29 protein-coding genes are annotated in these 24,127 nt (G+C 72.2%); 17 read left to right on the top strand and 12 right to left on the bottom strand.

What is annotated here, in order from left to right; translation table 11 throughout:
- Positions 1-7: 7 nt before the first annotated feature.
- A complete protein-coding gene (locus HMPREF0063_RS03485; protein ID WP_007077272.1) occupies positions 8-763 on the bottom strand; it encodes a siderophore-interacting protein in 756 nt (251 codons plus the stop codon).
- Between the two features lie 88 nt (positions 764-851).
- Between HMPREF0063_RS03485 and HMPREF0063_RS03480 the strand changes: the two genes are divergently transcribed.
- Both HMPREF0063_RS03480 and HMPREF0063_RS17300 read left to right on the top strand, forming a co-directional pair.
- A complete protein-coding gene (locus HMPREF0063_RS03480) occupies positions 852-1,217 on the top strand; it encodes a thioesterase family protein (protein WP_007077271.1) in 366 nt (121 codons plus the stop codon).
- A 26-nt stretch (positions 1,218-1,243) separates the two neighbouring features.
- Entirely contained in the window at positions 1,244-1,318 is a 75-nt protein-coding gene (locus HMPREF0063_RS17300; RefSeq protein ID WP_369797015.1) for a 50S ribosomal protein bL37, read from the top strand.
- Between the two features lie 60 nt (positions 1,319-1,378).
- Here the strand turns inward: HMPREF0063_RS17300 and rsrA are convergent, their stop codons facing one another.
- The 4 genes from rsrA to HMPREF0063_RS03460 all read right to left on the bottom strand — a co-directional run bounded on the left by rsrA (position 1,379) and on the right by HMPREF0063_RS03460 (position 3,848).
- The gene (gene rsrA / locus HMPREF0063_RS03475; protein ID WP_007077270.1) at positions 1,379-1,696 is read right to left on the bottom strand and encodes a mycothiol system anti-sigma-R factor; all 318 of its coding nucleotides are present in this window, start codon (positions 1,694-1,696) and stop codon (positions 1,379-1,381) included.
- Positions 1,693-2,313: a sigma-70 family RNA polymerase sigma factor gene (locus HMPREF0063_RS03470; protein WP_050760898.1), complete on the bottom strand. Its 621-nt coding sequence runs from the start codon at positions 2,311-2,313 to the stop codon at positions 1,693-1,695. The genes rsrA and HMPREF0063_RS03470 overlap by 4 nt, the downstream gene beginning before the upstream one ends.
- Before the next feature lie 106 nt (positions 2,314-2,419).
- Complete coding sequence (locus tag HMPREF0063_RS03465) at positions 2,420-3,142, bottom strand: SOS response-associated peptidase (protein WP_007077268.1); 723 nt, start codon at positions 3,140-3,142, stop codon at positions 2,420-2,422.
- A gap of 40 nt (positions 3,143-3,182) precedes the next feature.
- Positions 3,183-3,848 carry a hypothetical protein gene (locus tag HMPREF0063_RS03460; RefSeq protein WP_050760897.1) on the bottom strand — a complete coding sequence of 222 codons (666 nt, stop codon included), beginning with the start codon at positions 3,846-3,848 and terminating at the stop codon, positions 3,183-3,185.
- 149 nt (positions 3,849-3,997) lie between these two features.
- Between HMPREF0063_RS03460 and HMPREF0063_RS03455 the strand changes: the two genes are divergently transcribed.
- From HMPREF0063_RS03455 to arfB, 7 genes are all read left to right on the top strand, one after another.
- The gene (locus HMPREF0063_RS03455) at positions 3,998-5,626 is read left to right on the top strand and encodes a sigma-70 family RNA polymerase sigma factor (protein ID WP_050760896.1); all 1,629 of its coding nucleotides are present in this window, start codon (positions 3,998-4,000) and stop codon (positions 5,624-5,626) included.
- A gap of 61 nt (positions 5,627-5,687) precedes the next feature.
- Complete coding sequence (locus HMPREF0063_RS03450) at positions 5,688-6,173, top strand: DoxX family protein (RefSeq protein ID WP_007077266.1); 486 nt, start codon at positions 5,688-5,690, stop codon at positions 6,171-6,173.
- 43 nt (positions 6,174-6,216) lie between these two features.
- Positions 6,217-7,494 (top strand): 3-phosphoshikimate 1-carboxyvinyltransferase, encoded by a 1,278-nt coding sequence (aroA, locus tag HMPREF0063_RS03445; protein WP_007077265.1) that lies wholly within the window; start codon positions 6,217-6,219, stop codon positions 7,492-7,494.
- On the top strand, positions 7,491-8,477 hold the full coding sequence (gene rsgA, locus HMPREF0063_RS03440; RefSeq protein WP_007077264.1) for a ribosome small subunit-dependent GTPase A: 987 nt from the start codon (positions 7,491-7,493) through the stop codon (positions 8,475-8,477). The genes aroA and rsgA overlap by 4 nt, the downstream gene beginning before the upstream one ends.
- A gap of 59 nt (positions 8,478-8,536) precedes the next feature.
- On the top strand, positions 8,537-9,457 hold the full coding sequence (hisN, locus tag HMPREF0063_RS03435; protein WP_007077263.1) for a histidinol-phosphatase: 921 nt from the start codon (positions 8,537-8,539) through the stop codon (positions 9,455-9,457).
- 62 nt (positions 9,458-9,519) lie between these two features.
- Positions 9,520-9,948, top strand: coding sequence for a CBS domain-containing protein (locus tag HMPREF0063_RS03430; RefSeq protein WP_007077262.1), 429 nt, complete (start codon positions 9,520-9,522; stop codon positions 9,946-9,948).
- A 27-nt stretch (positions 9,949-9,975) separates the two neighbouring features.
- A complete protein-coding gene (gene arfB / locus HMPREF0063_RS03425) occupies positions 9,976-10,383 on the top strand; it encodes an alternative ribosome rescue aminoacyl-tRNA hydrolase ArfB (RefSeq protein WP_007077261.1) in 408 nt (135 codons plus the stop codon).
- A 15-nt stretch (positions 10,384-10,398) separates the two neighbouring features.
- Here arfB and HMPREF0063_RS03420 read toward each other — a convergent pair whose 3' ends face one another.
- Positions 10,399-10,962 carry a CGNR zinc finger domain-containing protein gene (locus tag HMPREF0063_RS03420; protein ID WP_007077260.1) on the bottom strand — a complete coding sequence of 188 codons (564 nt, stop codon included), beginning with the start codon at positions 10,960-10,962 and terminating at the stop codon, positions 10,399-10,401.
- Positions 10,963-10,991: 29 nt separating this feature from the next.
- Positions 10,992-12,161, bottom strand: a complete 1,170-nt coding sequence (locus HMPREF0063_RS03415) for an acyl-CoA dehydrogenase family protein (protein WP_040320067.1) — start codon at positions 12,159-12,161, stop codon at positions 10,992-10,994.
- Between the two features lie 107 nt (positions 12,162-12,268).
- On the opposite strand from HMPREF0063_RS03415, the gene HMPREF0063_RS03410 reads away from it, so the two are divergent.
- Positions 12,269-13,246 carry an NYN domain-containing protein gene (locus HMPREF0063_RS03410; protein ID WP_007077258.1) on the top strand — a complete coding sequence of 326 codons (978 nt, stop codon included), beginning with the start codon at positions 12,269-12,271 and terminating at the stop codon, positions 13,244-13,246.
- 169 nt (positions 13,247-13,415) lie between these two features.
- The gene (locus HMPREF0063_RS03405; protein ID WP_007077257.1) at positions 13,416-13,619 is read left to right on the top strand and encodes a cold-shock protein; all 204 of its coding nucleotides are present in this window, start codon (positions 13,416-13,418) and stop codon (positions 13,617-13,619) included.
- Between the two features lie 104 nt (positions 13,620-13,723).
- On the opposite strand, the gene HMPREF0063_RS03400 is transcribed toward HMPREF0063_RS03405, so the two are convergent.
- Complete coding sequence (locus HMPREF0063_RS03400; protein WP_007077256.1) at positions 13,724-14,035, bottom strand: hypothetical protein; 312 nt, start codon at positions 14,033-14,035, stop codon at positions 13,724-13,726.
- A 180-nt stretch (positions 14,036-14,215) separates the two neighbouring features.
- Here HMPREF0063_RS03400 and HMPREF0063_RS16925 point away from each other — a divergent pair, with 180 nt between their 5' ends.
- Together HMPREF0063_RS16925 and HMPREF0063_RS03390 are read left to right on the top strand one after the other, a co-directional pair.
- Positions 14,216-14,683, top strand: coding sequence for a hypothetical protein (locus HMPREF0063_RS16925; protein WP_007077255.1), 468 nt, complete (start codon positions 14,216-14,218; stop codon positions 14,681-14,683).
- Between the two features lie 43 nt (positions 14,684-14,726).
- The gene (locus HMPREF0063_RS03390; RefSeq protein ID WP_040320065.1) at positions 14,727-15,716 is read left to right on the top strand and encodes a YeeE/YedE thiosulfate transporter family protein; all 990 of its coding nucleotides are present in this window, start codon (positions 14,727-14,729) and stop codon (positions 15,714-15,716) included.
- Here the strand turns inward: HMPREF0063_RS03390 and HMPREF0063_RS03385 are convergent.
- Together HMPREF0063_RS03385 and HMPREF0063_RS03380 are read right to left on the bottom strand one after the other, a co-directional pair.
- On the bottom strand, positions 15,688-16,911 hold the full coding sequence (locus HMPREF0063_RS03385; RefSeq protein ID WP_007077254.1) for a Fic family protein: 1,224 nt from the start codon (positions 16,909-16,911) through the stop codon (positions 15,688-15,690). The genes HMPREF0063_RS03390 and HMPREF0063_RS03385 overlap by 29 nt on opposite strands.
- 21 nt (positions 16,912-16,932) lie before the next feature.
- The gene (locus HMPREF0063_RS03380; RefSeq protein ID WP_007077253.1) at positions 16,933-17,706 is read right to left on the bottom strand and encodes a cyclase family protein; all 774 of its coding nucleotides are present in this window, start codon (positions 17,704-17,706) and stop codon (positions 16,933-16,935) included.
- 74 nt (positions 17,707-17,780) lie between these two features.
- On the opposite strand from HMPREF0063_RS03380, the gene HMPREF0063_RS03375 reads away from it, so the two are divergent.
- The 4 genes from HMPREF0063_RS03375 to HMPREF0063_RS03360 all read left to right on the top strand — a co-directional run bounded on the left by HMPREF0063_RS03375 (position 17,781) and on the right by HMPREF0063_RS03360 (position 20,775).
- Positions 17,781-19,043: a YncE family protein gene (locus tag HMPREF0063_RS03375; protein WP_007077252.1), complete on the top strand. Its 1,263-nt coding sequence runs from the start codon at positions 17,781-17,783 to the stop codon at positions 19,041-19,043.
- 67 nt (positions 19,044-19,110) lie between these two features.
- Positions 19,111-19,737 (top strand): hypothetical protein, encoded by a 627-nt coding sequence (locus HMPREF0063_RS03370; RefSeq protein ID WP_007077251.1) that lies wholly within the window; start codon positions 19,111-19,113, stop codon positions 19,735-19,737.
- Between the two features lie 44 nt (positions 19,738-19,781).
- The gene (locus HMPREF0063_RS03365; RefSeq protein WP_007077250.1) at positions 19,782-20,216 is read left to right on the top strand and encodes a hypothetical protein; all 435 of its coding nucleotides are present in this window, start codon (positions 19,782-19,784) and stop codon (positions 20,214-20,216) included.
- A gap of 19 nt (positions 20,217-20,235) precedes the next feature.
- Positions 20,236-20,775 (top strand): hemerythrin domain-containing protein, encoded by a 540-nt coding sequence (locus HMPREF0063_RS03360; protein WP_007077249.1) that lies wholly within the window; start codon positions 20,236-20,238, stop codon positions 20,773-20,775.
- Between the two features lie 25 nt (positions 20,776-20,800).
- On the opposite strand, the gene HMPREF0063_RS03355 is transcribed toward HMPREF0063_RS03360, so the two are convergent.
- The gene (locus HMPREF0063_RS03355; RefSeq protein WP_007077248.1) at positions 20,801-22,567 is read right to left on the bottom strand and encodes a gamma-glutamyltransferase family protein; all 1,767 of its coding nucleotides are present in this window, start codon (positions 22,565-22,567) and stop codon (positions 20,801-20,803) included.
- 39 nt (positions 22,568-22,606) lie between these two features.
- Positions 22,607-24,124, bottom strand: coding sequence for an adenylate/guanylate cyclase domain-containing protein (locus tag HMPREF0063_RS03350; RefSeq protein WP_245527733.1), 1,518 nt, complete (start codon positions 24,122-24,124; stop codon positions 22,607-22,609).
- Positions 24,125-24,127: the final 3 nt, after the last annotated feature.

Genomic DNA, 24,127 nt, shown 5'->3' with positions numbered 1-24,127 from the left:
GAGCGGCTCAGAGGCTGCGGGTGCGGGGCCGCCGCCAGTACCCGGCGATGTCGCACGTGCCCCGGGCGAAGCCGTTCGACCGGGCCCACACCCGCACCGGCTTCAGGAGTGCGGCCTCCCCGGCCGCCCAGAGGTACACCGGCCGACCGTCCGTCCGGTCCACGCCGGCCGCGAAGTCGGCGAGCACCGAGCTCGGCACGGCCGGGTCGTCCTCATGGAACCAGGTGAGGTCGACGCCGTCCCGTACGAGCAGGTCCTGCTCCTCGGCCCGGTCCGGCACGAGCACCGCGACACTCGCACGGACCCCGTCCGGCAGATCCTCGAGCCACCGGCCGATCGCCGGGAGCGCGGTGTGGTCGCCCAGCAGGACGTGGTGGGTGAAGGTCCCGGGAACCACCTCGCCTGCCCGCGGCCCGGCGACCGCGAGGGTCGCACCCGGTGCCGCAGCGACGGCCCAGCCCGACGCGAGCCCGCCCTCGTGGACGACGAAGTCGATCCAGCACTCGTCGGCGGTCAGGCGGCGGATCGTGTACTCGCGGGTCTCGGGGAACGGGCGTGGCCACTCCAGCGAGAGCCCGTCGGCCGACCGGACCGGCAGTCGCACCCGGCCGGTGTCGGAGTCGGGGAAGACCAGCTTGACGTGGTCGTCGGGGGTGCGGCTCTCGAGGCCGGCGAGCCCCGGTCCGCCCAGCACCAGTCGCACCATCCTCGGCGTGACGTACTCCTGCCGCAGCACGACGAGCTCATGGACGTCCACGGTCATCGCTCCCGTCCTCGGCTCGGCCCACGGTGCCGGTGCACCGGTCCGCCATCGTAGGAGACACCGCACCGGTCGGCGCTACCGTGGGCCGATGACCACCCTCACCAAGACGGTCCGCGCCGACGACACCGCACGTGCCGTCGGCAGCGGCGACCTCGACGTCCTCGGCACCCCCGTGCTCACCGCCTGGTGCGAGGAGGCCACCTGCGCCGCTCTCGATCTCCCCGCGGAGCAGACCAGCGTGGGGGTCCGGGTGCTGGTGAACCATCTCGCCGCCAGCCCCGTCGGCATGGAGATCAAGATCGACGCCCACGTCACCTCCCGGGACGGCCGCGCGGTGACGTTCGAGGTCACGGCCGACGACGCCCACGGCACCCGCGTCGCCGATGCCCGGATCGAGCGGGCGGTCGTCGACCGGGAGCGATTCCTGGCCCGCCTGCCGGGTGTGACACCATAGGGACTCGCATCTTGGAGGAGGATCCCATGGGCAAGACCGGACGCAAGCGCCGCGCGCGTCGCAAGAAGGGCGCCAACCACGGCAAGCGCCCCAACGCGTGAGACATGACCGAGCCCCCGCCACCGGCGGGGGCTTCGTCGTTCCCCGGGGCCGGTGCCGGATCAGTCCGGACGGGTGCGGGTGACGCGGACCTCGTCGACGCGCACCGTCTGCCGGCCGTCGGCGATCTCGACCTGCACCGTGCGGATCGACCGCAGCACCTTCTCGCGCAGCGGCTCGGGGGCGACCTCCGAGCACGACCTGGACACCAAGGTCTTGACCAGGTGCTCCAGGTCGTAGGCCGTCAGGCAGGTGGAGCAGTCGTCGAGGTGCGACTGGATCTCCTCGCAGGTCGCGTCGTCGATCTCGCGGTCGAGGAACAGGTACAGGTTCTGCAGCGCCTCGCCGCAGTCGGGACCCTCGCACTCGCTCCCGCTCATGCCTGATCCCCTGCCGTCGAGACCGCCATCCCGCGGTCGCGGGCGTAGTCCGAGAGCAGGGCCCGCAGCTGGCGGCGGCCCCGGTGCAACCGCGACATCACCGTGCCGATCGGGGTGCCCATGATCTCGGCGATCTCCTTGTACGGAAACCCCTCGACGTCGGCGAGGTAGACCGCGTACCGGAAGTCGTCCGGCAGCTGTTGCAGGGCGTCCTTGACGTCACTGTCGGGCAGGTGCTCCAACGCCTCCATCTCGGCCGACTTCAGGCCAGAGGAGCTGTGGGCCGCAGCGGCGGCGATCTGCCAGTCCTCGACCTCCTCGGTCACCTGGGTCGGCTGGCGCTGCTTCTTGCGGTACGTGTTGATGTACGTGTTGGTGAGGATCCGGTAGAGCCACGCCTTGAGGTTCGTCCCCGGCTTGAACTGGTGGAAGGCCGAGAATGCCTTGGCGAAGGTCTCCTGCACCAGGTCCTCGGCGTCCGCGGGGTTGCGGGTCATCCGCAGGGCTGCCGAGTACAGCTGGTCGAGGAAGGGCAGGGCCTCGGCCTCGAAGCGCGCCTGGCGCTGCTCCGGGGTCTCGGTGTCGCGGGGGTCGGGGGTCTCACCGGTCACGGTCATCGCGACCCAGCCTACTCCCGGGCCGGCCGCGGCACCTGTCGCCGGCGACGTCGTGGGACGTTCCTCGCAGATGAGCATGCTGGCGTCAACGACCCGCGGTGGCCCGCTATTCCGCGGCCAGGGGACGGATCAGCTCGGGGCCGTTGTTGCGCACGTTGTTGACCGCCGTCGACACCGGCCACGCGTCGAGCCGGCCCGGTGTCGCGGGCACGAGCAGCTCGAACAGCTCCTCGCGCGGCCGCGGCGCGGGGTCGAGCCAGGTGTCGAAGGCCTCGGCCTCCAGCAGCAGCGGCGCACGGTCGTGCAGGCGCCCGGAGGCGTCCTCCGCCGAGGTCGTGAGGATGGTGAAGGTGACCAGCCACTCCGCGTCGGGCTCGTCCCGGGGCTTCCAGAACTCGTGGAGCCCGGCGAGCGCCAGCACGCCGTGGTCGGCCGGCGTGATGTAGAACGGCTGCTTGGCGGGCTTCGAGCCGTCCTCGGCCGGGGCCTGGTACCACTCGTAGTAGCCGTCGGCCGGCACGATCGCGCGCCGCTGGGCGAAGGCTCGCCGGAACGACGGCTTCTCGTGCACGGTCTCGGACCGCGCATTGATCATCCGGTTGCCGATGGAGCGGTCCTTGGCCCAGCTGGGCACCAGCCCCCAGGTGGCGGTGACCACCTCGCGCCCCACCTCCTGCTCACCGACCCGTCGGCCGATGACCAGCGGGGCGCGCTTGGTCGGTGCCATGTTGTAGTCGGCCGCGATCTCGGGCTCGGCCGCCGCGAGACTCGCGCCGAAGGCGTCGGAGAGGTCGGACGAGGTCCGCGTGGTGGCGTAGCGACCGCACATGGGGCCAGCGTCCCACACGGCAGCAGGGACGCGGCCGGGGTCAGCGGGTGAGCGCCGTGAGGACCGCACCGACGGCGCGGTGGTCCGCCGGGAGCACCTCGACCCAGATCCGCGGCTCCGGCGGGGCGAGTCGGGTGCGGCCGAGCAGGCGGGCCAGCAGGGCGGTGCCCACCGGGTCGGCGTCCTCGGTCGCGACCAGGGCCGCGAACCGCCGGTCGGCCAGCTGCGTCAGGGTCTCGTGCGCGGGGAAGACGACGTGCATCACCTCGGCGACCTCCAGGGCGCGCAGCGCTCCCTCGAACGAGTGCCCGGCCGGTCGGCGGACCAGCTCCACCACGACCAGCCGGTGCGTGTGGCTCACGTCCCCACCACGGTGCTCGGCCTGGCGGTAGAGGTCGTCCAACCGGGCCCGCAGGTGCGGGACCGCGTCCATCGAGGTCAGGGGATCGCGGCACGACCGGTCGGCGGCGAAGCCCTCCTGCGCCTCCACCCAGCCCTCGGCGACCCACCGCACGACCCGGGCCGAGGCCTGGCCTCCCGGGGACGCCCGCTCCACGCGGTCCAGGACCTCGTGGAGCGGGACCCCCAGCCGCGCGGCACTCGCTCCCACCTCGAGTGCCGCATCGGCCGGGGTCGCCCCTCCCTCGTGTCCCCCGCTCCTGACGACCGCGGACCAGGCAGCGCTGGCCGTCTCGAACTCGTCCATGCCACCTCCTTGATCGCGGTCTCAGGAAGGGGACGTCGTCGAGCGGTCGCCATGACGCGAGTTCGTGGAAGAATCCTCCGGGTGCGTCCGAAGGTCGTGGCTCGTGACGCCGTGACACGTCCGTCGTTGTCATGAGGGAAGGGATCCACATGACCGAGGCAGCAAGGACCGCCGACGACCTGCTCGACGCGTCGCGTTCGGACGCCGAGCTGATCAGCGCGGTGCGCGGCGGCGACCTCGCCGCCTACGGCGAGCTGTTCGAACGCCACCACACCGCAGCCCGCCGGTTGGCCTCCCAGCTCGTGCGAGGACCGGACGCCGACGACCTGGTCTCCGACGCCTTCGCGAAGGTGCTGAGGGTCGTCTCGGGCGGCGGCGGTCCCGACGAGTCGTTCCGTGCCTACCTCCTGACCGCCGTGCGACGGCTGCACGTCGACGGGATCCGCGCCGGTCGGAGGGTGTCGCCCACCGGCGACGAGGAGGAGCTGGACCGTGCGGTCGAGTTCATCGATCCCGCAGCGATGGCCTTCGAGGCCGGCGCCGCCGCCGATGCCTTCAGCTCCCTGCCCGAGCGCTGGCAGCTGGTGCTGTGGCACCTGGACGTCGAGGGCCAGAAGCCCGCCGACATCGCCCCGCTCCTCGGCCTGAGCCCCAACAGCGTCTCCGCCCTGGTCTACCGCGCGCGGGAGGGTCTGCGGCAGGCCTACCTGCAGCAGCACCTGGCGCCCGCGGTGGATCCGGGCTGCCGCGAGACGATCGCCGTGCTCGGGTCGCACGTCCGGCACGGGCTGGCGGCTCGTGGCTCGGCCAAGGTCGAGACCCACCTCGACACCTGCGCGCGGTGCACCGGCCTGTACCTGGAGCTGCGCGACGTCAACTCCGACCTGGCCGGGATCCTCGGGCCGGCGTTCCTGGGTCCCGCCGCCGCCGGGTACCTCGGCGGCGCGGCCGGCGTCGCCACCGCGTCCGCGTCGGCCATCGGTGCGGGCACGGCGGCCGGTATGGCGCTGTCCGCCCAGGTGTTCGCCGTCGAGGGCATCAAGATCGTCGCCGCGCCCGCGCGTCTGGCGATCGGTGCCGGGGCGAGCACCGCCCAGGCCGCCGTCGCGACCGTGACCGTCGCGGGGGTCGCCACCGCCGGGGTCGTCGCCACCACGACCGACCTGATCGACAGCCCGCCCGAGCAGTCCGTCGTCGCACCGGTGACGCCCGGGCCCACGGCCGACACCCCGACGCCGGAGCCCTCACCCGAACCGACGCCGGAACCGACGCCGGAGCCCACCCCGGAGGCCGAGGTGGTGCCGGTCGCGCCGACTCCGGTGCCGAGCCAGGCTCCCGAGGCACTGCCGGCGCCCCTGCCCGAGCCGGAGGTCACCGCTCCGCCACCGGAGCCGTTCGTGGCCACCGACTTCTCGATCGCGTCGATCACCACCCGCAACGAGTCCTCGTACCTCCAGCGTGAGCTCGCGATCACCGTGGCCGGGGCGACACCGGGTCGCGCCGCCGACCGTCAGGTCTTCCTCCGCGTCGACTTCGCCGGTCAGACCCGCTACCGCGGCCTGGGGTCCCCGGAGTGGTCGTGCGACGCGCAGCCGGGCACGACCGTGCGCAGTCTCACCTGTGCCACCACCGTCCCGGCAGGAGGCACCGGCCGCCTGGTGCTCAGCATCCAGGGCATCCGGCCGTCCGGCCTCGTGTCGATGGTCGCGGACGCCGACCCCGATCCGTCGAACGACGTCGGATCGTTCATGACGCCGGCCTGGTTCCTGCTGCTCTGACCCGACCGGCACGCGCCGTGTCCCGGCTGCCCGCCTCGACCGGGTGGGGTATGAATGGGGCATGACTCTTCTGCGCACCGTGGCCCGTCCGCTGCTCGCCTCGATGTTCGTCTACGGAGGCGTCAACGCGCTGCGCAACGCCAGTGCCATGGCTCCCAAGGCGCAGCCTTTCTCCGACCAGCTGCAGCCGCTGGCCCCGAAGGCGCCGCTCGGTCCGGCCAACCTGGTGCGCATCAACGGTGCGGTCCACGTGGTCGCCGGCACCGCCCTGGCGACGGGTCGGGTGCCTCGCCTCTCGGCCCTGGCGCTGGCCGCGTCGCTGGTGCCCACCACCGCCGCCGGGCACCAGTTCTGGAACGAGACCGACCCGGCCTCGCGGACCAACCAGCGCATCCACTTCCTCAAGAACCTCTCGATGGCCGGCGGTCTGCTGATGGCCACGCTCGACCCCGATCCGCACAAGAAGATCCTCGTCCGCCGCGCCAAGGACAAGGTCGCCGAGGCCACCGGCACGGTCGCCGACCAGCTGGACTCCCTGCGCCGCTGACGCCCCGGCCGCTCGGGTCGACGTGACGCTACATTGATCGACGATGACCGAACCGCTCCCCTGGCTGGCCCCCCACCGCGACTCCCCCGTCGTCGGACGCGTGATCGTCCCCGGCTCGAAGTCGCTGACCAACCGGGCGCTGGTGCTCGCGGCCGTCGCCGACGGCCCGTCGACCCTGCGCCGGGCCCTCGGGTCACGGGACACCTCCTTGATGATCGGCGCGCTCACGGCGCTGGGAGCCGAGGTCACCCGCGACGGCCTGGAGTGGACGGTGCGCCCCCTCGACACCGGCCGCACCGGTGCCGTGGCGGTCGACTGTGGTCTGGCCGGCACCGTCATGCGGTTCGTCCCCGCTCTCGCAGCCCTCGGTCGGGCCCGGGTCACCTTCGACGGTGACGAGCGGGCCCGGGAGCGGCCGATGGCCACCACCATCGGCTCCCTGCGCCGGTTGGGCGTCGAGGTCGACGACCGCGGTGCAGGATCGCTGCCGTTCACCGTGCACGGGCAGGGCGGGGTGCGGGGCGGCCGTCTCGAGATCGACGCGTCCGCGTCGTCGCAGTTCGTGTCCGCCCTGTTGCTCGCGGCCCCCCGGTTCGTCGAGGGGCTCGACCTGCACCACACCGGTGACACCCTGCCGTCGGCACCGCACATCGCCATGACCGTGGCGCAGCTGCGCGACCGCGGCGTCGTGGTGCACGACGACGTGACCCGGTGGCGCGTGGAGCCGGGTCCGGTCGCCGCCACCGACCTGGAGATCGAGCCCGACCTCTCCAACGCCGGGGTGTTCGTGGCGGCCGCGCTGGTGACCGCCGGCGAGGTCACCGTGCGGCACTGGCCCGCGGCCACCGACCAGGCCGGTGACGCGTGGCGGACCATCACGGAGGCCTTCGGCGGCACCGCCCACCGCGAGGGGGACGACGTCGTGTTCACCGGCCCCGACCGGCTGGCCGGTGTCGACCTGGACCTGCGCGACGTGGGCGAGCTGGCGCCCGTGGTGGCGGCCGTGGCCGCGTTCGCCGACCGCCCCTCGACGCTGCGCGGCATCGCCCACCTGCGGGGCCACGAGACCGACCGCCTCGCGGCACTGGCCACCGAGATCAACCGCCTCGGCGGCGACGTCTCCGAGACCCCCGACGGGCTCGAGATCCGGCCCCGCCCCCTGCACGGTGACGTCGTCCGGACGTACCACGACCACCGGATGGCCCATGCGGCCGTGGTGCTGGCCCTGAGGGTGCCGGACGTGTTCGTCGAGAACGTCGTCACCACCGTCAAGACCTACCCGAACTTCGCGCCGGTCTGGGAGCGGCTGGTCACGGCGTGAGGGACGACGACGACCACGCCCGGTTCGAGCGGCCGCGCCGCCGCACCCGACCGCGCACCAAGGACCGCCCCAACTACGACGACGCTGCCGTCGGCCGGGTCGTCACGGTCGACCGCGGCCGGTACACGGTGCGCCGGCTCAACGACGACGGCGTCGTCACGGCCATGAAGTCGCGGCCGCTCGGACGACAGGGGGTGGTGGTCGGGGACGAGGTGCGCCTCGTGGGCGACACCACCGGTGACGAGGGCTCGCTCGCCAGGATCGTCGAGGTCCTGCCCCGCCGCACCGTGCTGCGCAGGACCGCGGACGACGACGACCCGATCGAGCGGATCGTGGTCGCCAACGCCGACCAGCTCGTCGTCGTCGCGTCCCTGGCCGACCCCCCACCGCGGCCCGGTCTGATCGACCGGTGTCTCGTCGCGGCGTTCGACGCCGGCATGCAGCCGCTCGTCATCCTCACCAAGGCCGACATCGGCGATCCCGCTCCCGTGCTCGTGCAGCTGGAGCCGCTCGACGTGCCGGTGATCGTGATCGAGCGCGGGATCGACCTGGACCCCGTGCGTGAGGCGCTGGCCGGGCACACCAGCGTCCTGCTCGGCCACAGCGGGGTCGGCAAGTCCACGCTGGTCAACGCCCTGGTGCCCGACGCCGACCGCACCACCAGCCACGTCAACGCCGTGACGGGTCGCGGTCGACAGACGTCGACGTCGGCGATGGTCCTGGAGCTGCCCTTCGGCGGCCGCATCGTCGACACACCGGGGTTCCGGTCGTTCGGACTGGCCCACGTCGAGACCGGTCGCATCATCGCGTCGTTCGTGGACCTCGACGCCGTCACCGACGAGTGCTCACGGGGCTGCACCCACGCGGCCACCGAGCCCGAGTGCGGTCTCGACCTCGGGGTGGCCGACGGTCGGTTGCGGGCCGAACGGGTCGAGTCGTTCCGTCGCATCCTCTCCAGCAAGGACCAGGCCGACCCGTACTGAGCGCCCGTTTCCGCCTGTCCCTGCGGCTCCCGGGGCGGCCGGACGGCTACCGTGAGGGCATGGCCCACTCGTACGCCGACGACCTCCGCCTGGCCCACGTCCTGGCGGACAGCGCCGACAACCTCTCGATGGACCGGTTCGGGGCGATCGACCTCGAGGTCTCGACCAAGCCGGACCTGTCGTGGGTCACCGAGTCCGACCAGGCGGTCGAGGAGTCCATCCGCCGCACCCTGCGGTCGGCCCGCACCCGTGACGCGGTGTTCGGTGAGGAGATGGGCGCGCACGAGGGGTCCACCGGGTCGGCCGAGCGACGCTGGATCATCGATCCGATCGACGGCACCTCCAACTTCGTGCGCGGCGTGCCCGTGTGGGCGACCCTCATCGCGCTGGAGGAGGCCGGCGAGATCGTCGCCGGTCTGGTGTCGGCACCGGCGCTGGGTCGCCGGTGGTGGGCGCACAAGGGCAGCGGGGCGTACACGGGCAAGTCGGTCATGAACGCGCGTGAGATCCGCGTGTCGCGGGTGTCCGACCTCGAGAACGCCTCGTTCTCCTTCAGCTCGACCGAGAGCTGGGAGGACATCGGCAAGGCCGAGGCCTTCACCGCCCTCACGCGCCGCTGCTGGCGCACCCGCGCGTACGGGGACTTCTGGTCCTACATGCTGCTGGCCGAGGGCGCCGTCGACATCGCCGCCGAGCCGGAGCTGAAGCTGTGGGACATGGCCGCCCTGGACGTCATCGTGCGCGAGGCGGGCGGACGGTTCACCAGCCTGGCCGGTGACGACGGACCCTGGGGCGCCAACGCCCTGGCCACCAACGGACGGCTGCACGACGCGGCGATGGCCTACCTGGGTCACTTCCCCGACGACGGGCCGCACGACGAGACGTGGGCGGACGAACCGGAGGCGGCCGACCTGCCGGCCACCCCCCGCAACAACGTGCGCAGCCTGGACTTCGGACGACCGGACGCCTTCGACCAGTAGATGGTCGACCCGCCGGTGTGACGCGGGTTACACTCCCGGCAAGTCGACCGAGGAGAAGCACCGTGCGAGTCCGCGACATCATGACGACCAAGGGATCCGACGTGGTCCACACCATCTCCCCCGAGGCCTCCGTGCGGGAGCTGCTGGACCTGCTGGCCGAGCACGACATCGGTGCGCTCGTGGTCAGCACCGACGGCGACCGGCTCGCCGGCATCGTGTCGGAGCGCGACGTCGTGCGCAAGCTCCGTGGGGTGCCCGACCCGAACGCTGCGACGGTCGCCACGATCATGACGGCCGAGGTGATCACCTGCGGCCCCGACGACTCCGCCGGGAGCCTCATGGCGATCATGACGCAGCGGCGGGTGCGGCACGTCCCGGTGGTCGACGACGGCCACCTCGTGGGCATCCTCAGCGTGGGCGACGCCGTCAAGCACCGCATGGACCAGCTGGAGTTCGAGCGCGACCAGCTGACCTCGTACCTGCAGAGCTGACCCGCGGCGGCCCACTACCGTGGAGCCATGTCCCGCCTGCACCTGCCCGACGCCGAGCTGACCTGGCGGTTCAGCCGGTCCTCGGGCGCCGGTGGTCAGCACGTCAACACCACCGACACCCGGGTCGAGCTGCTGTGGGACCTGCGCGCCACGACGGCTCTCTCGGCCGCCCAGCGCGACCGGGCGGCCGACGTCCTGCGTTCCCGGCTGGTCGACGGCACCATCACGGTCGTGTCGTCGCAGTACCGCTCCCAGCACCGCAACCGTGAGGCCGCCCGGGCCCGGCTGGAGGACCTCGTGGCGCGGGCGATCGTTCCGCCGAAGGTCCGGCGCGCGACCCGCCCCACTCGCGCGTCGTCGCGGCGCCGGCTGGAGGCCAAGAAGCGACGGAGCGACCTCAAGCAGGGACGAGCCGGCGGATGGACTGACGGATAACGGACTGCCTTGGCGTCATCGGTCGTCCAGCCTGCGCCGGTGGTAGGCGGCCTGACGCGCACGGTGGGAGCACTCCGGCCGGCAGAAGCGGCGGCGGTGGTGGTCCGCGACGAACCTCAGGCCACAGGTCGGGGCGTCGCACCGCCGCACGTCGCCGGCCATGCCTGACCGGACCAGGTCGATGCAGTCCGAGGCGACCAGGCCGAGCAGCGCCTCGACGCCGTCACCCCACCACCGACGCCCCACGCCGAGTCGGCCCGATCCGTCGACCGACAGGATCCACGACGGGGATGCCTCGGAGTCGTACCGGTTGACCACGGCGAGTGACGACGGGCGCGGGGAACCGCCCAGGACCTGCTCCACCGCGCCGCGCAGCAGCACCATCGACTCCAGCTCCGCCTCGCTCAGCCGCGGTACCCGGGGGAACGGCTCGTCGGGATTCGCCTCGGCCCACGCGATCAGCCACCGACCCGCCAGGTCGACGTCGGACAGCAGGTCGACCGCTCCGCCCGTCCCCTCCGGCGCCGTGTTGACCAGCTCGACCACGGGACGTTCGCCCAGCACCACGACCTCGACCATGGACTGACGCTAACACCTCACCGCTTGCGTCAGCGGAAGGCGGACTCGCCGGTGAGCGCCCGACCGATGGTGAGCTGGTGGACCTCCGACGTGCCCTCGTAGGTGAGGACGGACTCCAGGTTGTTGGCGTGCCTCAGCACCGGGTACTCCAGCGAGATGCCGTTGGCCCCGAGGATCGTGCGGCACTCGCGGGCGATGCCGATCGCCTCCCTCACGTTGTTGAGCTTGCCGAGACTGACCTGCTCGGGCCGGAGCTCACCGGCGTCCTTGAGCCGCCCGAGGTGCAGGGCCAGCAACATGCCCTTGCCCAGCTCGAGGGTCATGTCGGCCAGCTTGGTCTGGGTGATCTGGAAGCTCGCGAGCGACTGGTCGAAGATCTGCCGGTCGCGGGCGTAGTCCAGCGCCGTGCGCAGGCAGTCGCGAGCCGCTCCCATGGCGCCGAACACGATGCCGAACCGCGCCTCGTTGAGACAGGACAACGGCCCGGAGAGGCCCGCCGCCTCCGGCAGCATCGCGTCAGCCGGCAGACGGACGCCCTCGAGCACCAGCTCGCTGGTCACCGACGCCCGCAACGAGAGCTTGCGGGTGATCTCGGGAGCGGAGAACCCCGGGGTGTCGGTGGGCACCACAAAGCCACGGATGCCCTCGTCGGTGCGGGCCCACACGACGGCGACGTCCGCCACCGACCCGTTGGTGATCCACATCTTGCTGCCGTCGAGCACCCAGTCCGAGCCGTCACGACGGGCCCTGGTCCGCATGCCTCCCGGGTCGGAGCCGAAGTCCGGCTCGGTCAGACCGAAGCAACCGAGCGCCTCACCCGTGGCCATCCGCGGCAACCAGGTCGTGCGCTGCTCCTCACTGCCCCAGCGGTGGATGGCGTACATGGCCAACGACCCCTGCACCGACACCAGCGAGCGCAGTCCGGAGTCGCCCGCCTCCAGCTCCAGACAGGCCAGCCCGTAGGCGGTCGCGGACGAGCCGGCGCAGCCGTAACCCTCCAGGTGCATCCCCATCACGCCGAGGTCACCGAGCTCGCGCGCGAGCTCGCGGACCGGGAGCCTGGCCTCGTCGAACCACGTGCCGACGTCGGGGCGGACCCGGCGGTCGACGAACGACCGCACCGCAGCCGCCAGGTCACGCTCGGTGTCGTCGACCAGACGGTCCAGCGCGAACAGGTCCCAGGGGGTCGTCGAGGTCATGCACCCGATCGTGCCACCCCGCCGGGTGTCGCGCGGTGCCCGACGACCGTGGCGTGCGGCAGACTGGAGGTCTTGACCACCCGACCCCACCATCGAGAAGAGCACCCATGACCGACCCGGGCGACCCCCGCGTCGCGGTCTACATCGACTTCGACAACATCGTCATCTCCCGCTACGACCAGGTCCACGGCCGCCACATGTGGCAGCGGGACAAGGTCCGCGGCTACGCGCCCGGCGAAGGTGGCGACACCGGTGACATCGGTGAGCGCCTGCGGGAGGCCACGGTCGACGTCGGCGCGGTCATCGACTACGCCTCGTCGTTCGGCACGCTCGTCCTCACGCGGGCCTACGCCGACTGGTCCGCCCCGGTCAACGCCGAGTACCGCCATCAGCTCGTCGGCCGGGCCGTCGACCTCGTCCAGCTGTTCCCGGCAGCGGCGTACGCCAAGAACGGAGCCGACATCCGCCTGGCGGTCGACGCCGTGGAGGACATGTTCCGGCTGCCGGACCTCACCCACGTCGTGATCGTCGCCGGCGACTCCGACTACATCGCCCTGGCACAGCGCTGCAAGCGGCTCGGTCGCTACGTCGTCGGCATCGGCGTGGCCGGCTCCACCAGCAAGTCGCTCGCCGCCGCGTGCGACGAGCTGGTGACCTACGACGCCCTGCCGGGCATCACCCCGATCACGCCGCGCCAGCGGTCCGGCTCGCGGTCGGAGGGCAAGCCGGCCGCGGAACCTGCCCGCGACCAGGACCAGCCCGCCGGACGGGCGATCAACCCCACCTTCACCGCTCCCCCGCGCTCGTCCGACGACGACGACGTCGACGGTGACGACACGCCGTCGGAGGACACGCAGGACGTGGCCACCCGCCTGCTCGAGCGGGCGCTGCGCATCGGGCACGAGAAGGACGACGCCGAGTGGCTGCACAGCTCGACGGTGAAGAACCAGATGAAGCGGATGGATCCCTCGTTCAGCGAGAAGGCTCTGGGCTACCGGTCGTTCTCGGACTTCATCAAGTCCCGCGGGTCGGTCGCCGAGCTGGACGAGTCGTCCACGACACGCCTGGTGCGGATCGTCGGCTGACCCTTCCGTCCCGGCGGTCTGCTAGGCTGGCTCCAAGTTGCAAGACGTTTTCTTCACAGTTTTGAATGCAGTTCCTCGCAAGAGTGGTTGTTTCTTCTCCAGGTTGATGTGCGTCGCGACACCCAGTCGCCCGCGATTCACGCGTGCGCACTCATCAAGGAGATATCTCATGGCTACTGGCACCGTGAAGTGGTTCAACGCTGACAAGGGCTTCGGCTTCATCGCTCCCGACGGCGGCGGCGAGGACCTGTTCGCTCACTTCAGCTCCATCGCGGCCTCGGGCTTCCGCTCGCTGGACGAGAACCAGAAGGTCGAGTTCGACGTCGAGCAGGGCCAGAAGGGCCTGCAGGCCGCGAACATCCGTCCGCTCTGATCGAGCCGACACCGCAGCACCGCTGAGGCCCTGAGCCTCACGCACACGAGCCCCCGACCACTCACGCAGTGGTCGGGGGCTCGTTCGTGTCGCGGGACGGGCGGTCAGCGGCCGACGGTCAGCTGCTCGGCCGCGGGGTCGATGCCCAGGATGATGTCGCGGGCCCGCTCACTGTCGGCATCCATGCACGACACCTCGAAGTTGCCGATCGGCTCGCGCCGCGACCCGATCCAGACGTCGAAGCCCGCGGCCCTCAGGGCCGCGATGATGGGGGCGTTGGGCCGGTCGTCGCCCGGACGCCAGGCGATGACGCGGGGCTTCTCGGGTCGTTCGTGGCTCATCCCCCACCGGCTGAAGTCCTTGGGCTCGCGCACCTTCTTGCCGTTCGACCAGGCGGTTCCGGGCTGCTCGGTCATCCGGGGCACCCCTCTCGTGTGACCGGCGACGGAGCACCGGGTGTGCAGCGTGCCGGGTTCACCAGCCTAGTCCACCCCGGCCGCCCGAGTGACCGAGTTCTCGTGCCGGAAGGCCCGCGAGCCTGCGCCAGGACCGGTACCATCGAAGGCTGACCCGTCCCCCTGCCTGCGAGGTGTCCGATGCGCACGACCAGCCTCAGTCGATCCGTGGCCGGTCTCGTGATGGCCACCGTGGCCGCGGCGGCGGTCATCACCTTCGTGCTGGACGGTGGCGGCGACGAGACGTTCGCGGCCCCGAACGTGGTGCAGCCGGCCACCGGCGCGGCATCGGACGAACCCGCCGACGAGGCGAGCGACGACACCGCGGACGAGCCGGGCGATCCCGGTGAGCCCTCGCCGCCGGCCCGTGAGCCGTCCTCGCCCGACGAGGACCGGGTGCCCGAGCGGGCCGAGCCGTCGGCGTCGCCGGACGCGCCGGCTCCGACCACCGCCCCGGTGACACCTCGTCCGACGCCTGCGCCGGCCCCCACGACGCCCGCGCCGGCGCCCACGACCCCGCCGCCTCCGCCGCCGGCCCCGAGTCCCACTCCGTCGCCGTCTCCTGCGCCCCCGTGCGGGCTCCTGGGGACCATCTTCGGCGCCTGCTGACCGGTACCGGGCGAGACGGCCCGGCGCGCGGGAGGATGGGCCCATGATCCTGGCTCTGGTGACCGGTGTCCTGGCCGGCATCGCGATCGGCTACGTCCTGCAGCGCGGACAGCTGTGCTTCCACTCCGCGATCGCCCGCGGTCTCGACGGTCGAGGACTCCTGGCCCGCGGCTGGGCCCTCGGGGTCGCGATCGGGGCCACCGGCCTGGCGGTGCTGTACCTCCTGCCCGGCACCGACGGCCTCAACGAGGGCCTGGCCTTCCGGCCGGTCGCCAACGTCGTGGGCGGTCTGGTCATCGGCGTCGGCATGGTGGTGGCGATGTCGTGCGTGTCCGGCCTCTTCTACAAGCTGGGATCGGGGATGCTCGGTGCCGGTGTGGGCATCGCGGGCTGGGCCGCCGGAGAGCTGCTGGCCCGTCAGGTGACCCTGCCCGGGCCGACGACGCTCGGCGGCGGGGTCGACGGCACCGTGCCCGGCGTGCTCGGGGTGCCACGGTTGCTCGCGGCGGTCGTCCTGCTGGTGGCCGTGGTGGTCTGGTTGCTCCGCCGGCCGGGCGCCGACCGGCCGTGGGAGACCTGGCAGTGGGGCTGGCGGGTCACCGGCCCGGCCCTGGGCGTCGCGCTGGTCGCCGGCTGGGCGCTCGCCGCCCTGGGTGACTCCGGCTTCGGTCCGAGCTCGGTCGGTGCCGTCGACAGCGTCGCGGACGGCACGCCGAACCACTGGTTGATCGCCTTCCTGGTCGGCATCGTCGCGGGCGGATTCCTCGCCGCCCGCAGCGCCGGGGGCCTGTGGGTCCGGGGCGAGCAGCCGGTCCGCTACGTCCAGCTGGCCGTCGGTGGCGCGCTGCTCGGCGCGGGCGGCTGGATCGCCGGCGGGTGCAACCTCGGCCACGGGCTCTCGGGTGTCGCCCAGCTCAACGTGTCGTCGTTCGTCGTGGTCGCCGCCATGGTCGCGGGGGTCGCCGTGACCCGAGCCGTGCTGCGGCGCTCCGGCACCTCGCCGGTCAGCCCGGTCCGCCCTTCATCCGGCTGACCGCCTCGATGCGTGAGCTGAGGTCGCGCAGCTCGTCGAGGATGGCCACGGCCCCCCAGATCCGGTCACGACGTCGTTTGCCCATGGGCTCCAGGACGCCGGCCTCGGCCAGCTCCGCGACCACGCCGTTGATGGCCCGCGACGACACGTCGACCCGGGTGGCGAGGTGCTCGGCCGTCACGATCGGCTCGGACGGCAGGACGGCCAGCACGCGCGCCACCGGCGAGCCCGGCCTGACCCCGCCGAGCACCTCGTCCCACTCCTGGCGGATCTCGTGCAGGTTGGTGGCGCTGCGTCGCGACTCGTGGCTGGCCACCACCGTCGCCGACGTGAGCATCGCGATGAGGGTGCGGGCGTAGCCGGCCCGGTAGTCGTTGAGGGCGTCGAAGTACCGCTCGCGGTGCGCCACGAGGCCCGACGCGATCGGCACCGTGAGGTGGCGGGTGGCCTTGCGGCGCCTCAGCACCGCATGGATCAGCGTGCGCCCGATCCGGCCGTTGCCGTCGACGAACGGATGGATCGACTCGAACTGCGCGTGCATGATCGCGGCCTGGGCGAGGATCGGCAGGTCGTCGCGGTTGGCGAAGGCGAACAGGTCGTCGAGGTACGCGTCGACCGTGGCCGGAGGCGGAGGGACGTACAGCGCGTTGCGCGGGGTGTAGTCGCTGCCGCCGATCCAGTTCTGCTTGGTGCGGACCGTCCCGGCGATGTCCGAGAAGTCCGGGTGCCGCCGGAACAACGAATGGTGGGCCGTGAGCATGGCCTCCTTGCGCAGCTGACCGGTGGTGCCGGCGTCGTCGATGATGCCCACGAGGGCGTCGGTCGCCGAGGCCATCGACACGGCCGACGCGTTCGCCCGGGCACCGTAGAGGGCCCGACCGTAGTCCGCCAGGCTCGCCTCGATGTTCTCGATCTTCGAGGAGGCGACCGACTCGGTGCGCAGCAGCAGCTGGTTGAGGGCACCGAGCCGCGCGCCGTGGGTGTGGTCCAGCGCCGCGAGCCCGCCGAGGGCGTTGTCCATCATGGTGCGCAACGAACGGTCGGTGTCGTAGTGCAGGTCGGCGATCCGGGGCGGCAGCTGCACCACGATCTCGCGCAGCTCACGGTCGGCCTTCGGCCCTCGGGGCTCGGTCTGCCGCCAGGCCCGCCGCTGCGGGGTGTGGGGCGCCCAGTCGACCTCGGGCTGGTGGTTCACCCGGTCAGTCTCCCAGAGTCCTCAGTCACCCCGCTGGTGGAGAGCGAACACCCGGGCCGGGAACCCCGACCCGCCCAGCGGCTTCGGCCACGTCGCGACGACGAGCGCCCCGGCCTCCGGGACGCGGTCGAGGTGGGTCATCAGCTCGATCTGCCAGCGGTCGTGCTGCAGCAGGTACAGCTCGAGCCCGTAGTCGCCCTCGCTGGTCGCACTCCCGGGGTCGGTGTCGGTGCCCTCGTGCCCGACCGCGCTGACGTCGGCCGTCTCGACGAGGTACTCCAGCACCTCCCGCGACCAGCCCGGTGCGTGACTGTCACCGGCGTCGTCGAGGTTGGCCATCGCCTCGGCGTCGGGCCAGCGACGACTCCAGTCGGTGCGCAGGGCGACGAAGCTCTTCGCCGGAACCGGACCGTTGCGGCTCTCCCAGGCCCGGACGTCGACCATCGTCGGCACCGTGTCCGGGTCGTCGCGCACCCGGCCGGAGATGTCCAGCACGACCAGCGGGAGCATCATCTGGGTCACCGGGATCTCGTCGAGCGTGCGGGCGCCGGCCACGAAGTGCGACGGCGGGTCGACGTGGGTGCCCCACTGCCCGACGATCCGGTACTGGTGCACCGAGAAGCCGTCGCCGGCCGCGGCGTCGAAGATCTGCGCCCGCTCCTCGTCCGGGAAGGCCGGGAAGTGCGGCTGACCCGGATGGAACGCGTGGGTCAGGTCGGTGTACTCGCAGTCCTCGAGCAGTCGGCGCTGGAGGTCCCACAGCGGGGTCGGGCCGGACGGTGGTGAGGTGGTCATGGCGCTCCTGTCGTCCGCGTCAGGTTGTCACGCCCGGCCGTAACCGGTTCGGCCGACCGGTCGTTGTGCCTGACATGCTCAAGCTCATCGCCCTCGTCCTCTTCCTGGTGCCTGCACTTGCACCGGTCGCGCAGGATCCGGCACCGGCCACCCCCGTCAACGCACCGGCTCCGGGCGGCACGCCTCTGGACGTGATGTTCGTCGGCAACAACTGGGCCGGCACCGCCGATGTCGTCGACGCCCGCACCTTCGAGAAGCTGCGCACCATCGACGTGGTGCCGGACCGGCAGCAGCGGCTCAACGAGATCCTGCTCGACCCCGTCGCGGCCGGCTTCCTCCTCGCCATCCGTGGCCTGGTCGGGCAGGGCAACGACCAGTTCGTGGACGACATGTTCTCGACCCCGGACGGCACGTTGCTGGCGGTGTCGCGGCCGAGCCTGGCCGACGTGGTCGGCATCGACCTGGCCACCGAGGAGATCGTGTGGCGGTTCCCGATGGAGGGGTACCGCACCGACCACATGGGGGTCTCGCCCGACGGCAGCCGCCTGCTCGTGTCGGACTCGACGGCCAACAAGGTGCACGAGCTTGACCTGCGCACCGGCGAGAAGCTGCGGGAGTTCGCGTCCGGCGACACCCCCCACGAGAACGAGTACCTGGAGGACGGCAGCAAGATCTTCCACGCCAGCATCGGGCGGGTGTACGTGCCGGGCAACCTGAACCCGCTCGGCGGCGCCGACGCCATCGTCAAGGGCTCGCAGGTGTTCCAGATCGTCGACAACGAGACCTTCGAGATCGAGAAGCGCTGGGACATGGGCGCAGAGCTGGACGAGGCCGGCTACCCCGGCTTCAGCTCCGCGGTCCGCCCCATGGCCATCGCCCCGGACGAGCGGTACGTGTACCTGCAGGTGTCCTACCACCACGGCTTCGTGGAGTTCGACACCGCCGGCGAGGGCCGCGTCACCCGGGTGGCGTTGCTGCCCCAGAGCGAGAAGGCCAAGTCGATCCCCGAGTCCCGGTACGTCCTGAACTCCGCACACCACGGACTGGCGATGAACGAGGCCGGGACGACGCTGTGCGCGGCGGGCACCATGTCGGACTACGCGGCCATCGTGGACCGGGAGTCGTTCCGCCACACGATCATCCCGGTGGGCGACAAGCCGTACTGGTCGACCACCGGCGTCGACGGCGACACCTGCTGGGTGTCGGTGAGCGGCACCGACCAGGTCGTCGTGATCGACTACGACTCCGCCGAGGTCATCGCCGAGATCCCGGTGGGCGACCACCCGCAGCGGGTCCGGGCCGGAACCGTGTCGGAGGGCATCCTCTCGACCTGGTGACCCATCCTCAGGGCGATGTGATCCGAATCACAGGTGAGCGGGGACATCACCGACAGGAGCACATGCCATGACCGATCCACTCCACCAGGCCGTCCGCACCGCCCAGGCCAGGCTGGCCGAGCGGCTCGAGCTGGCCTCCGCCGCGATGGCCGAGCACATCAGCACCCGCGAGATCATCGCGCGGACCGACGCCTTCCTCGTCAACACCTGCCGGCACGCGGCGGCGATGTGCGACCAGGTGCTGCCCGCCGCACGGGCCCACATGCCGCAGGGCGACGCCCGCGTGCAGGCGTACCTGGAGCAGTGTCGCCGCATGGAACGCGCCGTGATGCGGGCCAAGCAGCGCATGTACGGCGAGGCGCACGCCGTCTCGGCTTCGTGGACGCAGGTGTGGGCCGCCGTGATCGACGAGGTACGGGCGTTGCACGCCCTCGAGGACGACCTCGTGGAGGACCTGGGCCGCGCCGAGGGCGCCCCGGACCGCGCACGCATCGCCCGCCACCTGCACGCCGTCAGCATGGCCGCGCCGACGCGGCCGCATCCCCGGTCGCCGCACCTCGGCCGCATCGCGCACGTGACCCGCCGGTTCTGGGCCCGCGCGGACCAGTTCTGGGACAACGCCGAGGGACGCACCGTGGTGGACCGGCCGGCCCCGGCCGAGGCCGCGGGCGATCGCGAGGACCTGGCGTCGTAGTCGGGCGGGATGCCTCGGCGGCTCGCAGCGCCTACCGTCGGACCATGGACGAGACACCGCTGGAGCGACACCGCCGACCGGCCGGCGCCGACGACGCGACGGTCGAGGCGCTGGGCAAGCTCAGTGAGGCGCTCGAGGCCGTCGAACAGGCCCGAGGCTTCCTCTACGGGTTCCACCGGACCACCGGCGGGGCCGACCTGATGCTGGGCGAGGCGGTCGACCTGTTCCGCGACGCCGGTCACCCCGACGTCGCCGACCGGATCGAGACCGAGCTGGTCGGGCGCAACGTGCTCGAGGGCCGGTGGACCTTCCAGGTCGTCGAGGAGTACGACGAGGGGTACTACGCGGCGTTCAAGGAGCAGGAACGACGGGCCCGCGACGACCTGCTGGGGGGCCGCACCCATGTGTTCGAGGCAGAGATGAAGGAGGACCGGCGCACGTACGGCCGCCGACACCACGAGGCTCGCCCCGACGCCTGAACGTCGGTACCGTCGGCCCATGACCACCATCGACCTGGGCCGGCCCGAGGCCGGCGACGTGATCGACCTGATCCTCGACGACCACCGTCGCTTCGAAGGACTCCTGCGCCAGCTGCGGGACGCCTCGAGCGACCGTGACGCCGTCCGCGAGGCCTTCGCCACGCTCCACGTGGCCCACGCCCGCGCCGAGGAGCAGTGCGTCTACCCCACGCTGCGTCGGCGCGACGCCATCGACGAGCACGAGGCGGAGCACGGCGCGCAGGAGCACGCCGAGGGGCACCAGGCGCTGCTCGACCTGCTGGAGTGCGCCGGCACCGACACGCAGAAGTTCGACGATGCCCTGGAACACCTCGCCTCCGTGGTCAACCACCACCTCACCGAGGAGGAGCTGACCATCCTCAACCCGGCGCGCGAGGATGTGCCACCTGGCACGCGCGAGAGCCTCGGCGAGGCGTTCGCCGCCGAACGGAACCGGCAGATCGACGCCGGCTGCGGCAGCCTGCAGACCGTCCGGAAGATCGTCGCGGCCGCCGAACGCGACGGCCTGCTCGACGACTGAGCGAGGCCGCCGGCGCGCCCGGTGGTCAGCCGGGCGGCCGGGCGACGCCGGCAGCGGTCGGCACCCGGGGGTCGACGCCGAGGTCGGCCGAGCGCCCGCCCGACCCGATGACGACCATGGTGCCGTAGCCGAACGGACCTGAGCCCGACTGCAGCGAGACGTTCTGGCCCCGGCGGCGCAGCGAGTCCACCACGTCGCTCGGCGTGCTCGTCTCGACCCTGACCTGGTTGGGCGTGCGGTGCGGAGCGATGCTGCCGGGCGTGTTCTGCGTGACGAACCGGTACCGGGCGATCGCGTCGGCGGCGCTCAGCCCGAAGTCCAGGACGTTGACGACGTGCTGGGTCTGGACCTGTGCCTGGGTGTCGCCGCCGATCGTCCCGCCGAGCAGGCGGAGCGCTCCGTCCGCGTCGGTCACGATGTACGGGTTGCCGGTGTAGCGGACCTTCTTGCCCGGTTCGAGGAAGTTGGGGCTGCCCGGGTCAGTGGCCGTCATGTACCGCATGCGGTTGTTCATCATGATGCCCGTGCTGCCGGCGGCCTGGAGCTGGTAGCCGGTGCTGGTCGTCACGGCCACGGCGTTGCCCCCGGCATCCACGACCTGGAAGGTCGTGGTGTTGTCCAGACCGGAGGCGATGGGCGCGTCGATCGACGAACCGGGATCGATCCGTGCCAGCTGCTGCCGGCCGTAGTCGTCGGACAGCAGCGCCTCGACCGGCACGTCGGTGAAGGCCGGGTCGCCGACGAACTCCTCCCGGTCGGCCATCGCCAGCTTGAGCGCCTCGATGACCAGGTGGGCGGCGTCGGGACTGGCGGCGTCCTCGGGGCGCAGGTCGGCCTTCTCGATGGTGTTCAGCGCCGTCAGCATCGTGAGCCCCTGGGTCCCCGGCGGCGTCTGGTGGACGGTGACGTCGTCGTACTCCAACGAGATGGCCTCACCCGTCGTCGCCTCGAACCGGGCCATGTCCGCAGCGGTGAAGGTCGCCCCCTCGGCCCGCGCAGCCTCGGTGAGGGCCGCACCGAGCGGGCCGCGGTACACGTGGTCGCGGGCCGCCCGGAGTCCGGCGGTCCGGCTGTCCGCGGCAGCGAAGACGTCCGCGATGCCCTGCAGCGAGGCGGCGAAGTCGGACTGCACGACCGTCTCCCCCGCCCGGACGGCTCGGCCACCGGGGACGTAGACGGCGCGCGCCGCGGCGTTGATCGAACCGGCGCCCAGGGCACTCACCACCTGGTTCTGCAGCTCGGCGGTGGCGACGTGACCGTCACGCGCCAGCTCGATCGCCGGGCGCAGCAGGCGGTCGAGCCCGAGCTCGCCGTGCTCGGCCAGCAGCACCATCCAGCCGTCCCACGATCCCGGCACGAGGGCCTGGTCGAGGCCGAACGGCTGGCCGCCGCGGTAGGTGTCGAGCGAGAACTCCTCGCCCACGAAGCCCACGCCGTCGAGGCTGCGGACCTCCTGCCGGGCCGCGTCGTAGTACAGCGCCGCGGTCTCGCCACCGATCAGGTTGGAGTAGTACGGCTCCACCACGCTCAGCACGGCGGCGGCGGTCACCGCCGCGTCGGCGGCCGTCCCGCCGTCGTCCAGCACGGCCAGTGCGGCATCGGTGGCCCGCTGGTCGATCGTGACGACCGCCTCGACGTGCGGCTCCGCCTCCGGCGGCGGTGGCGTCGTGGTGGTCACCGGCCCGGCCTGCGCCGCGGGCTCCGGGTCGTCCCGCGTGACCACGACCGCGACGACGAGGGCGGACACCACGACGACCGCGAGGGCGGCGAAGATCCTCGACCTGGACGGCATGCCCCCATGGTGGCCAGCGGGTCCAAGCCGGCACGGAGGTCAGGCGGGTGAGAGACGCGCGGTGGGGGTGGGTTCGGCACGGCCCCGCAGCACGACCGTCTCGTGGGCCACCCAGTGCGACTGCTCGTCGCCACCCGCGGCCGTCACGCTGTCGGCCGCCACGAGCACGCCGCCCTCGACCTCCTTGGCCAGGTCGGTGAGCCGGGCGGCGGCGTTGACCGCGTCACCGATCACCGTGTACTCGAAGCGCGAGCTGTGCCCCACGTTGCCGGCGACCGCGCGACCGGTGGAGACACCGATGCCGGCTCCCACCTCCGGCACCTCGACGCCGAGCCGGCCCGCGATCGCACGCGCCGTGGCCAGAGCTGCGCCCGCGTGGTCCCCGACGTCGACGGGTGCGCCGAAGATCGCGAGCACCGCATCGCCCATGAACTTGTTGACCAGGCCCTCGTGACGGTCGACCTCCTCCACGACGACCGCGAAGAAGCGGTTCAGCATCTCGACGACCTCGGCCGGCTCGCGGTCGGTGGCGAACGCCGTGGAGCCGGTGAGGTCGATCATGAGCACCGACACCGTGCGGGTCTCGCCACCGAGCTCGACGCGGCCCTGCGTGGCCGCGGTGGCGACCGCCGCACCGACGTGCCGGCCGAACAGGTCGCGGATGCGCTCGCGTTCCCGCAGCCCGACCGCCATGTCGTTGAAGCCGGCCTGCAGGAGCCCGAGCTCGGTGCCGTCGTCGACCTGCACCGTGACGTCGAGCTCACCGTCGCGCACCTGCTCCATGGCCGCGGAGACGGCGGCGATCGGTGCCACGACGACCCGTGCGTTGAGCACCGTGACGAGCAGGCCGAAGGCCAGGATGACCGCGGCGAGCCCCAGCACGACCGATGCCAGCTGCCCGACCGTGATGTCCGACCTCGACAGCGCCAGCACGGCGGCGACCACGAGCCCGAGCACCGGGGCCGCCGTCCCGAGACTCCAGAACAGCACCATCCGCCATTGGACCCCTGCGCCGAGCTTCTCGTCCGGCAGCCGGCCGGCCAGGGCCCGGGCGGCGATCGGGCGGAAGGAGAACTCGGTGAACAGGTAGGCGATCGCACTGACCACGACGCCGGTGATGCCCACCGAGAAGGCCGTGCTGAGGGCCGCCGCCGGCTGGGCCCACAGGGCGATGCCGGTGAAGAGCACCACCGCTGCGATCCACAGGCCGAACTGGATCAGGGTCATCCGCCACGGCAGCCGCAGGGCCACCCGCCGCTCGGCAGGCGTCGCCTCCCGCTCCTCCAGCGCCCACCGCAGCGGCCTGATCGCGCTGAGCGTGACGACGCTCGCCCCCACCACGACCGCGGCGACGACGTACACCGGCACGCTGATCGCGAGAGCGGCCACGTACCGCGAGTTGGGTCCACCGGGGGTCACGATGAAGCTGAGCCCGAACACGATCACCGCACCGATGACGTTGGTCAGCACCAGCGTCGTCGTGAGCGCCACCTGGAGCCCTCGGCGCAGCTGCACGGTCGACTGGTCGGTGGGTCCGACCAACCACGCACTGGTCACGGA

Origin of the sequence: Aeromicrobium marinum DSM 15272 (assembly GCF_000160775.2) — a bacterium.
Taxonomy (GTDB): domain Bacteria; phylum Actinomycetota; class Actinomycetes; order Propionibacteriales; family Nocardioidaceae; genus Aeromicrobium; species Aeromicrobium marinum.
Note: the sequence above shows the minus strand (reverse complement) of the source record. Positions and strands in the feature narration are given on the sequence as shown.

What these genes read in the sequence shown, in the direction of transcription:
- rsrA (WP_007077270.1), bottom strand. Translation starts at nt 1,696, where the DNA reads ATGAGCGGGAGCGAGTGCGAGGGTCCCGACTGCGGCGAGGCGCTGCAG.
- HMPREF0063_RS03460 (WP_050760897.1), bottom strand. Translation starts at nt 3,848, where the DNA reads ATGGACGAGTTCGAGACGGCCAGCGCTGCCTGGTCCGCGGTCGTCAGG.
- HMPREF0063_RS03390 (WP_040320065.1), top strand. Translation starts at nt 14,727, where the DNA reads ATGATCCTGGCTCTGGTGACCGGTGTCCTGGCCGGCATCGCGATCGGC.
- HMPREF0063_RS03480 (WP_007077271.1), top strand. Translation starts at nt 852, where the DNA reads ATGACCACCCTCACCAAGACGGTCCGCGCCGACGACACCGCACGTGCC.
- HMPREF0063_RS03450 (WP_007077266.1), top strand. Translation starts at nt 5,688, where the DNA reads ATGACTCTTCTGCGCACCGTGGCCCGTCCGCTGCTCGCCTCGATGTTC.
- HMPREF0063_RS03420 (WP_007077260.1), bottom strand. Translation starts at nt 10,962, where the DNA reads ATGGTCGAGGTCGTGGTGCTGGGCGAACGTCCCGTGGTCGAGCTGGTC.
- HMPREF0063_RS03410 (WP_007077258.1), top strand. Translation starts at nt 12,269, where the DNA reads ATGACCGACCCGGGCGACCCCCGCGTCGCGGTCTACATCGACTTCGAC.
- HMPREF0063_RS03465 (WP_007077268.1), bottom strand. Translation starts at nt 3,142, where the DNA reads ATGTGCGGTCGCTACGCCACCACGCGGACCTCGTCCGACCTCTCCGAC.
- HMPREF0063_RS03405 (WP_007077257.1), top strand. Translation starts at nt 13,416, where the DNA reads ATGGCTACTGGCACCGTGAAGTGGTTCAACGCTGACAAGGGCTTCGGC.
- arfB (WP_007077261.1), top strand. Translation starts at nt 9,976, where the DNA reads ATGTCCCGCCTGCACCTGCCCGACGCCGAGCTGACCTGGCGGTTCAGC.
- HMPREF0063_RS03370 (WP_007077251.1), top strand. Translation starts at nt 19,111, where the DNA reads ATGACCGATCCACTCCACCAGGCCGTCCGCACCGCCCAGGCCAGGCTG.
- HMPREF0063_RS16925 (WP_007077255.1), top strand. Translation starts at nt 14,216, where the DNA reads ATGCGCACGACCAGCCTCAGTCGATCCGTGGCCGGTCTCGTGATGGCC.
- HMPREF0063_RS03355 (WP_007077248.1), bottom strand. Translation starts at nt 22,567, where the DNA reads ATGCCGTCCAGGTCGAGGATCTTCGCCGCCCTCGCGGTCGTCGTGGTG.
- HMPREF0063_RS03415 (WP_040320067.1), bottom strand. Translation starts at nt 12,161, where the DNA reads ATGACCTCGACGACCCCCTGGGACCTGTTCGCGCTGGACCGTCTGGTC.
- hisN (WP_007077263.1), top strand. Translation starts at nt 8,537, where the DNA reads ATGGCCCACTCGTACGCCGACGACCTCCGCCTGGCCCACGTCCTGGCG.
- HMPREF0063_RS03455 (WP_050760896.1), top strand. Translation starts at nt 3,998, where the DNA reads ATGACCGAGGCAGCAAGGACCGCCGACGACCTGCTCGACGCGTCGCGT.
- HMPREF0063_RS03360 (WP_007077249.1), top strand. Translation starts at nt 20,236, where the DNA reads ATGACCACCATCGACCTGGGCCGGCCCGAGGCCGGCGACGTGATCGAC.
- aroA (WP_007077265.1), top strand. Translation starts at nt 6,217, where the DNA reads ATGACCGAACCGCTCCCCTGGCTGGCCCCCCACCGCGACTCCCCCGTC.
- HMPREF0063_RS03400 (WP_007077256.1), bottom strand. Translation starts at nt 14,035, where the DNA reads ATGACCGAGCAGCCCGGAACCGCCTGGTCGAACGGCAAGAAGGTGCGC.
- HMPREF0063_RS03365 (WP_007077250.1), top strand. Translation starts at nt 19,782, where the DNA reads ATGGACGAGACACCGCTGGAGCGACACCGCCGACCGGCCGGCGCCGAC.
- HMPREF0063_RS03485 (WP_007077272.1), bottom strand. Translation starts at nt 763, where the DNA reads ATGACCGTGGACGTCCATGAGCTCGTCGTGCTGCGGCAGGAGTACGTC.
- HMPREF0063_RS03380 (WP_007077253.1), bottom strand. Translation starts at nt 17,706, where the DNA reads ATGACCACCTCACCACCGTCCGGCCCGACCCCGCTGTGGGACCTCCAG.
- HMPREF0063_RS03470 (WP_050760898.1), bottom strand. Translation starts at nt 2,313, where the DNA reads ATGACCGTGACCGGTGAGACCCCCGACCCCCGCGACACCGAGACCCCG.
- HMPREF0063_RS03375 (WP_007077252.1), top strand. Translation starts at nt 17,781, where the DNA reads ATGCTCAAGCTCATCGCCCTCGTCCTCTTCCTGGTGCCTGCACTTGCA.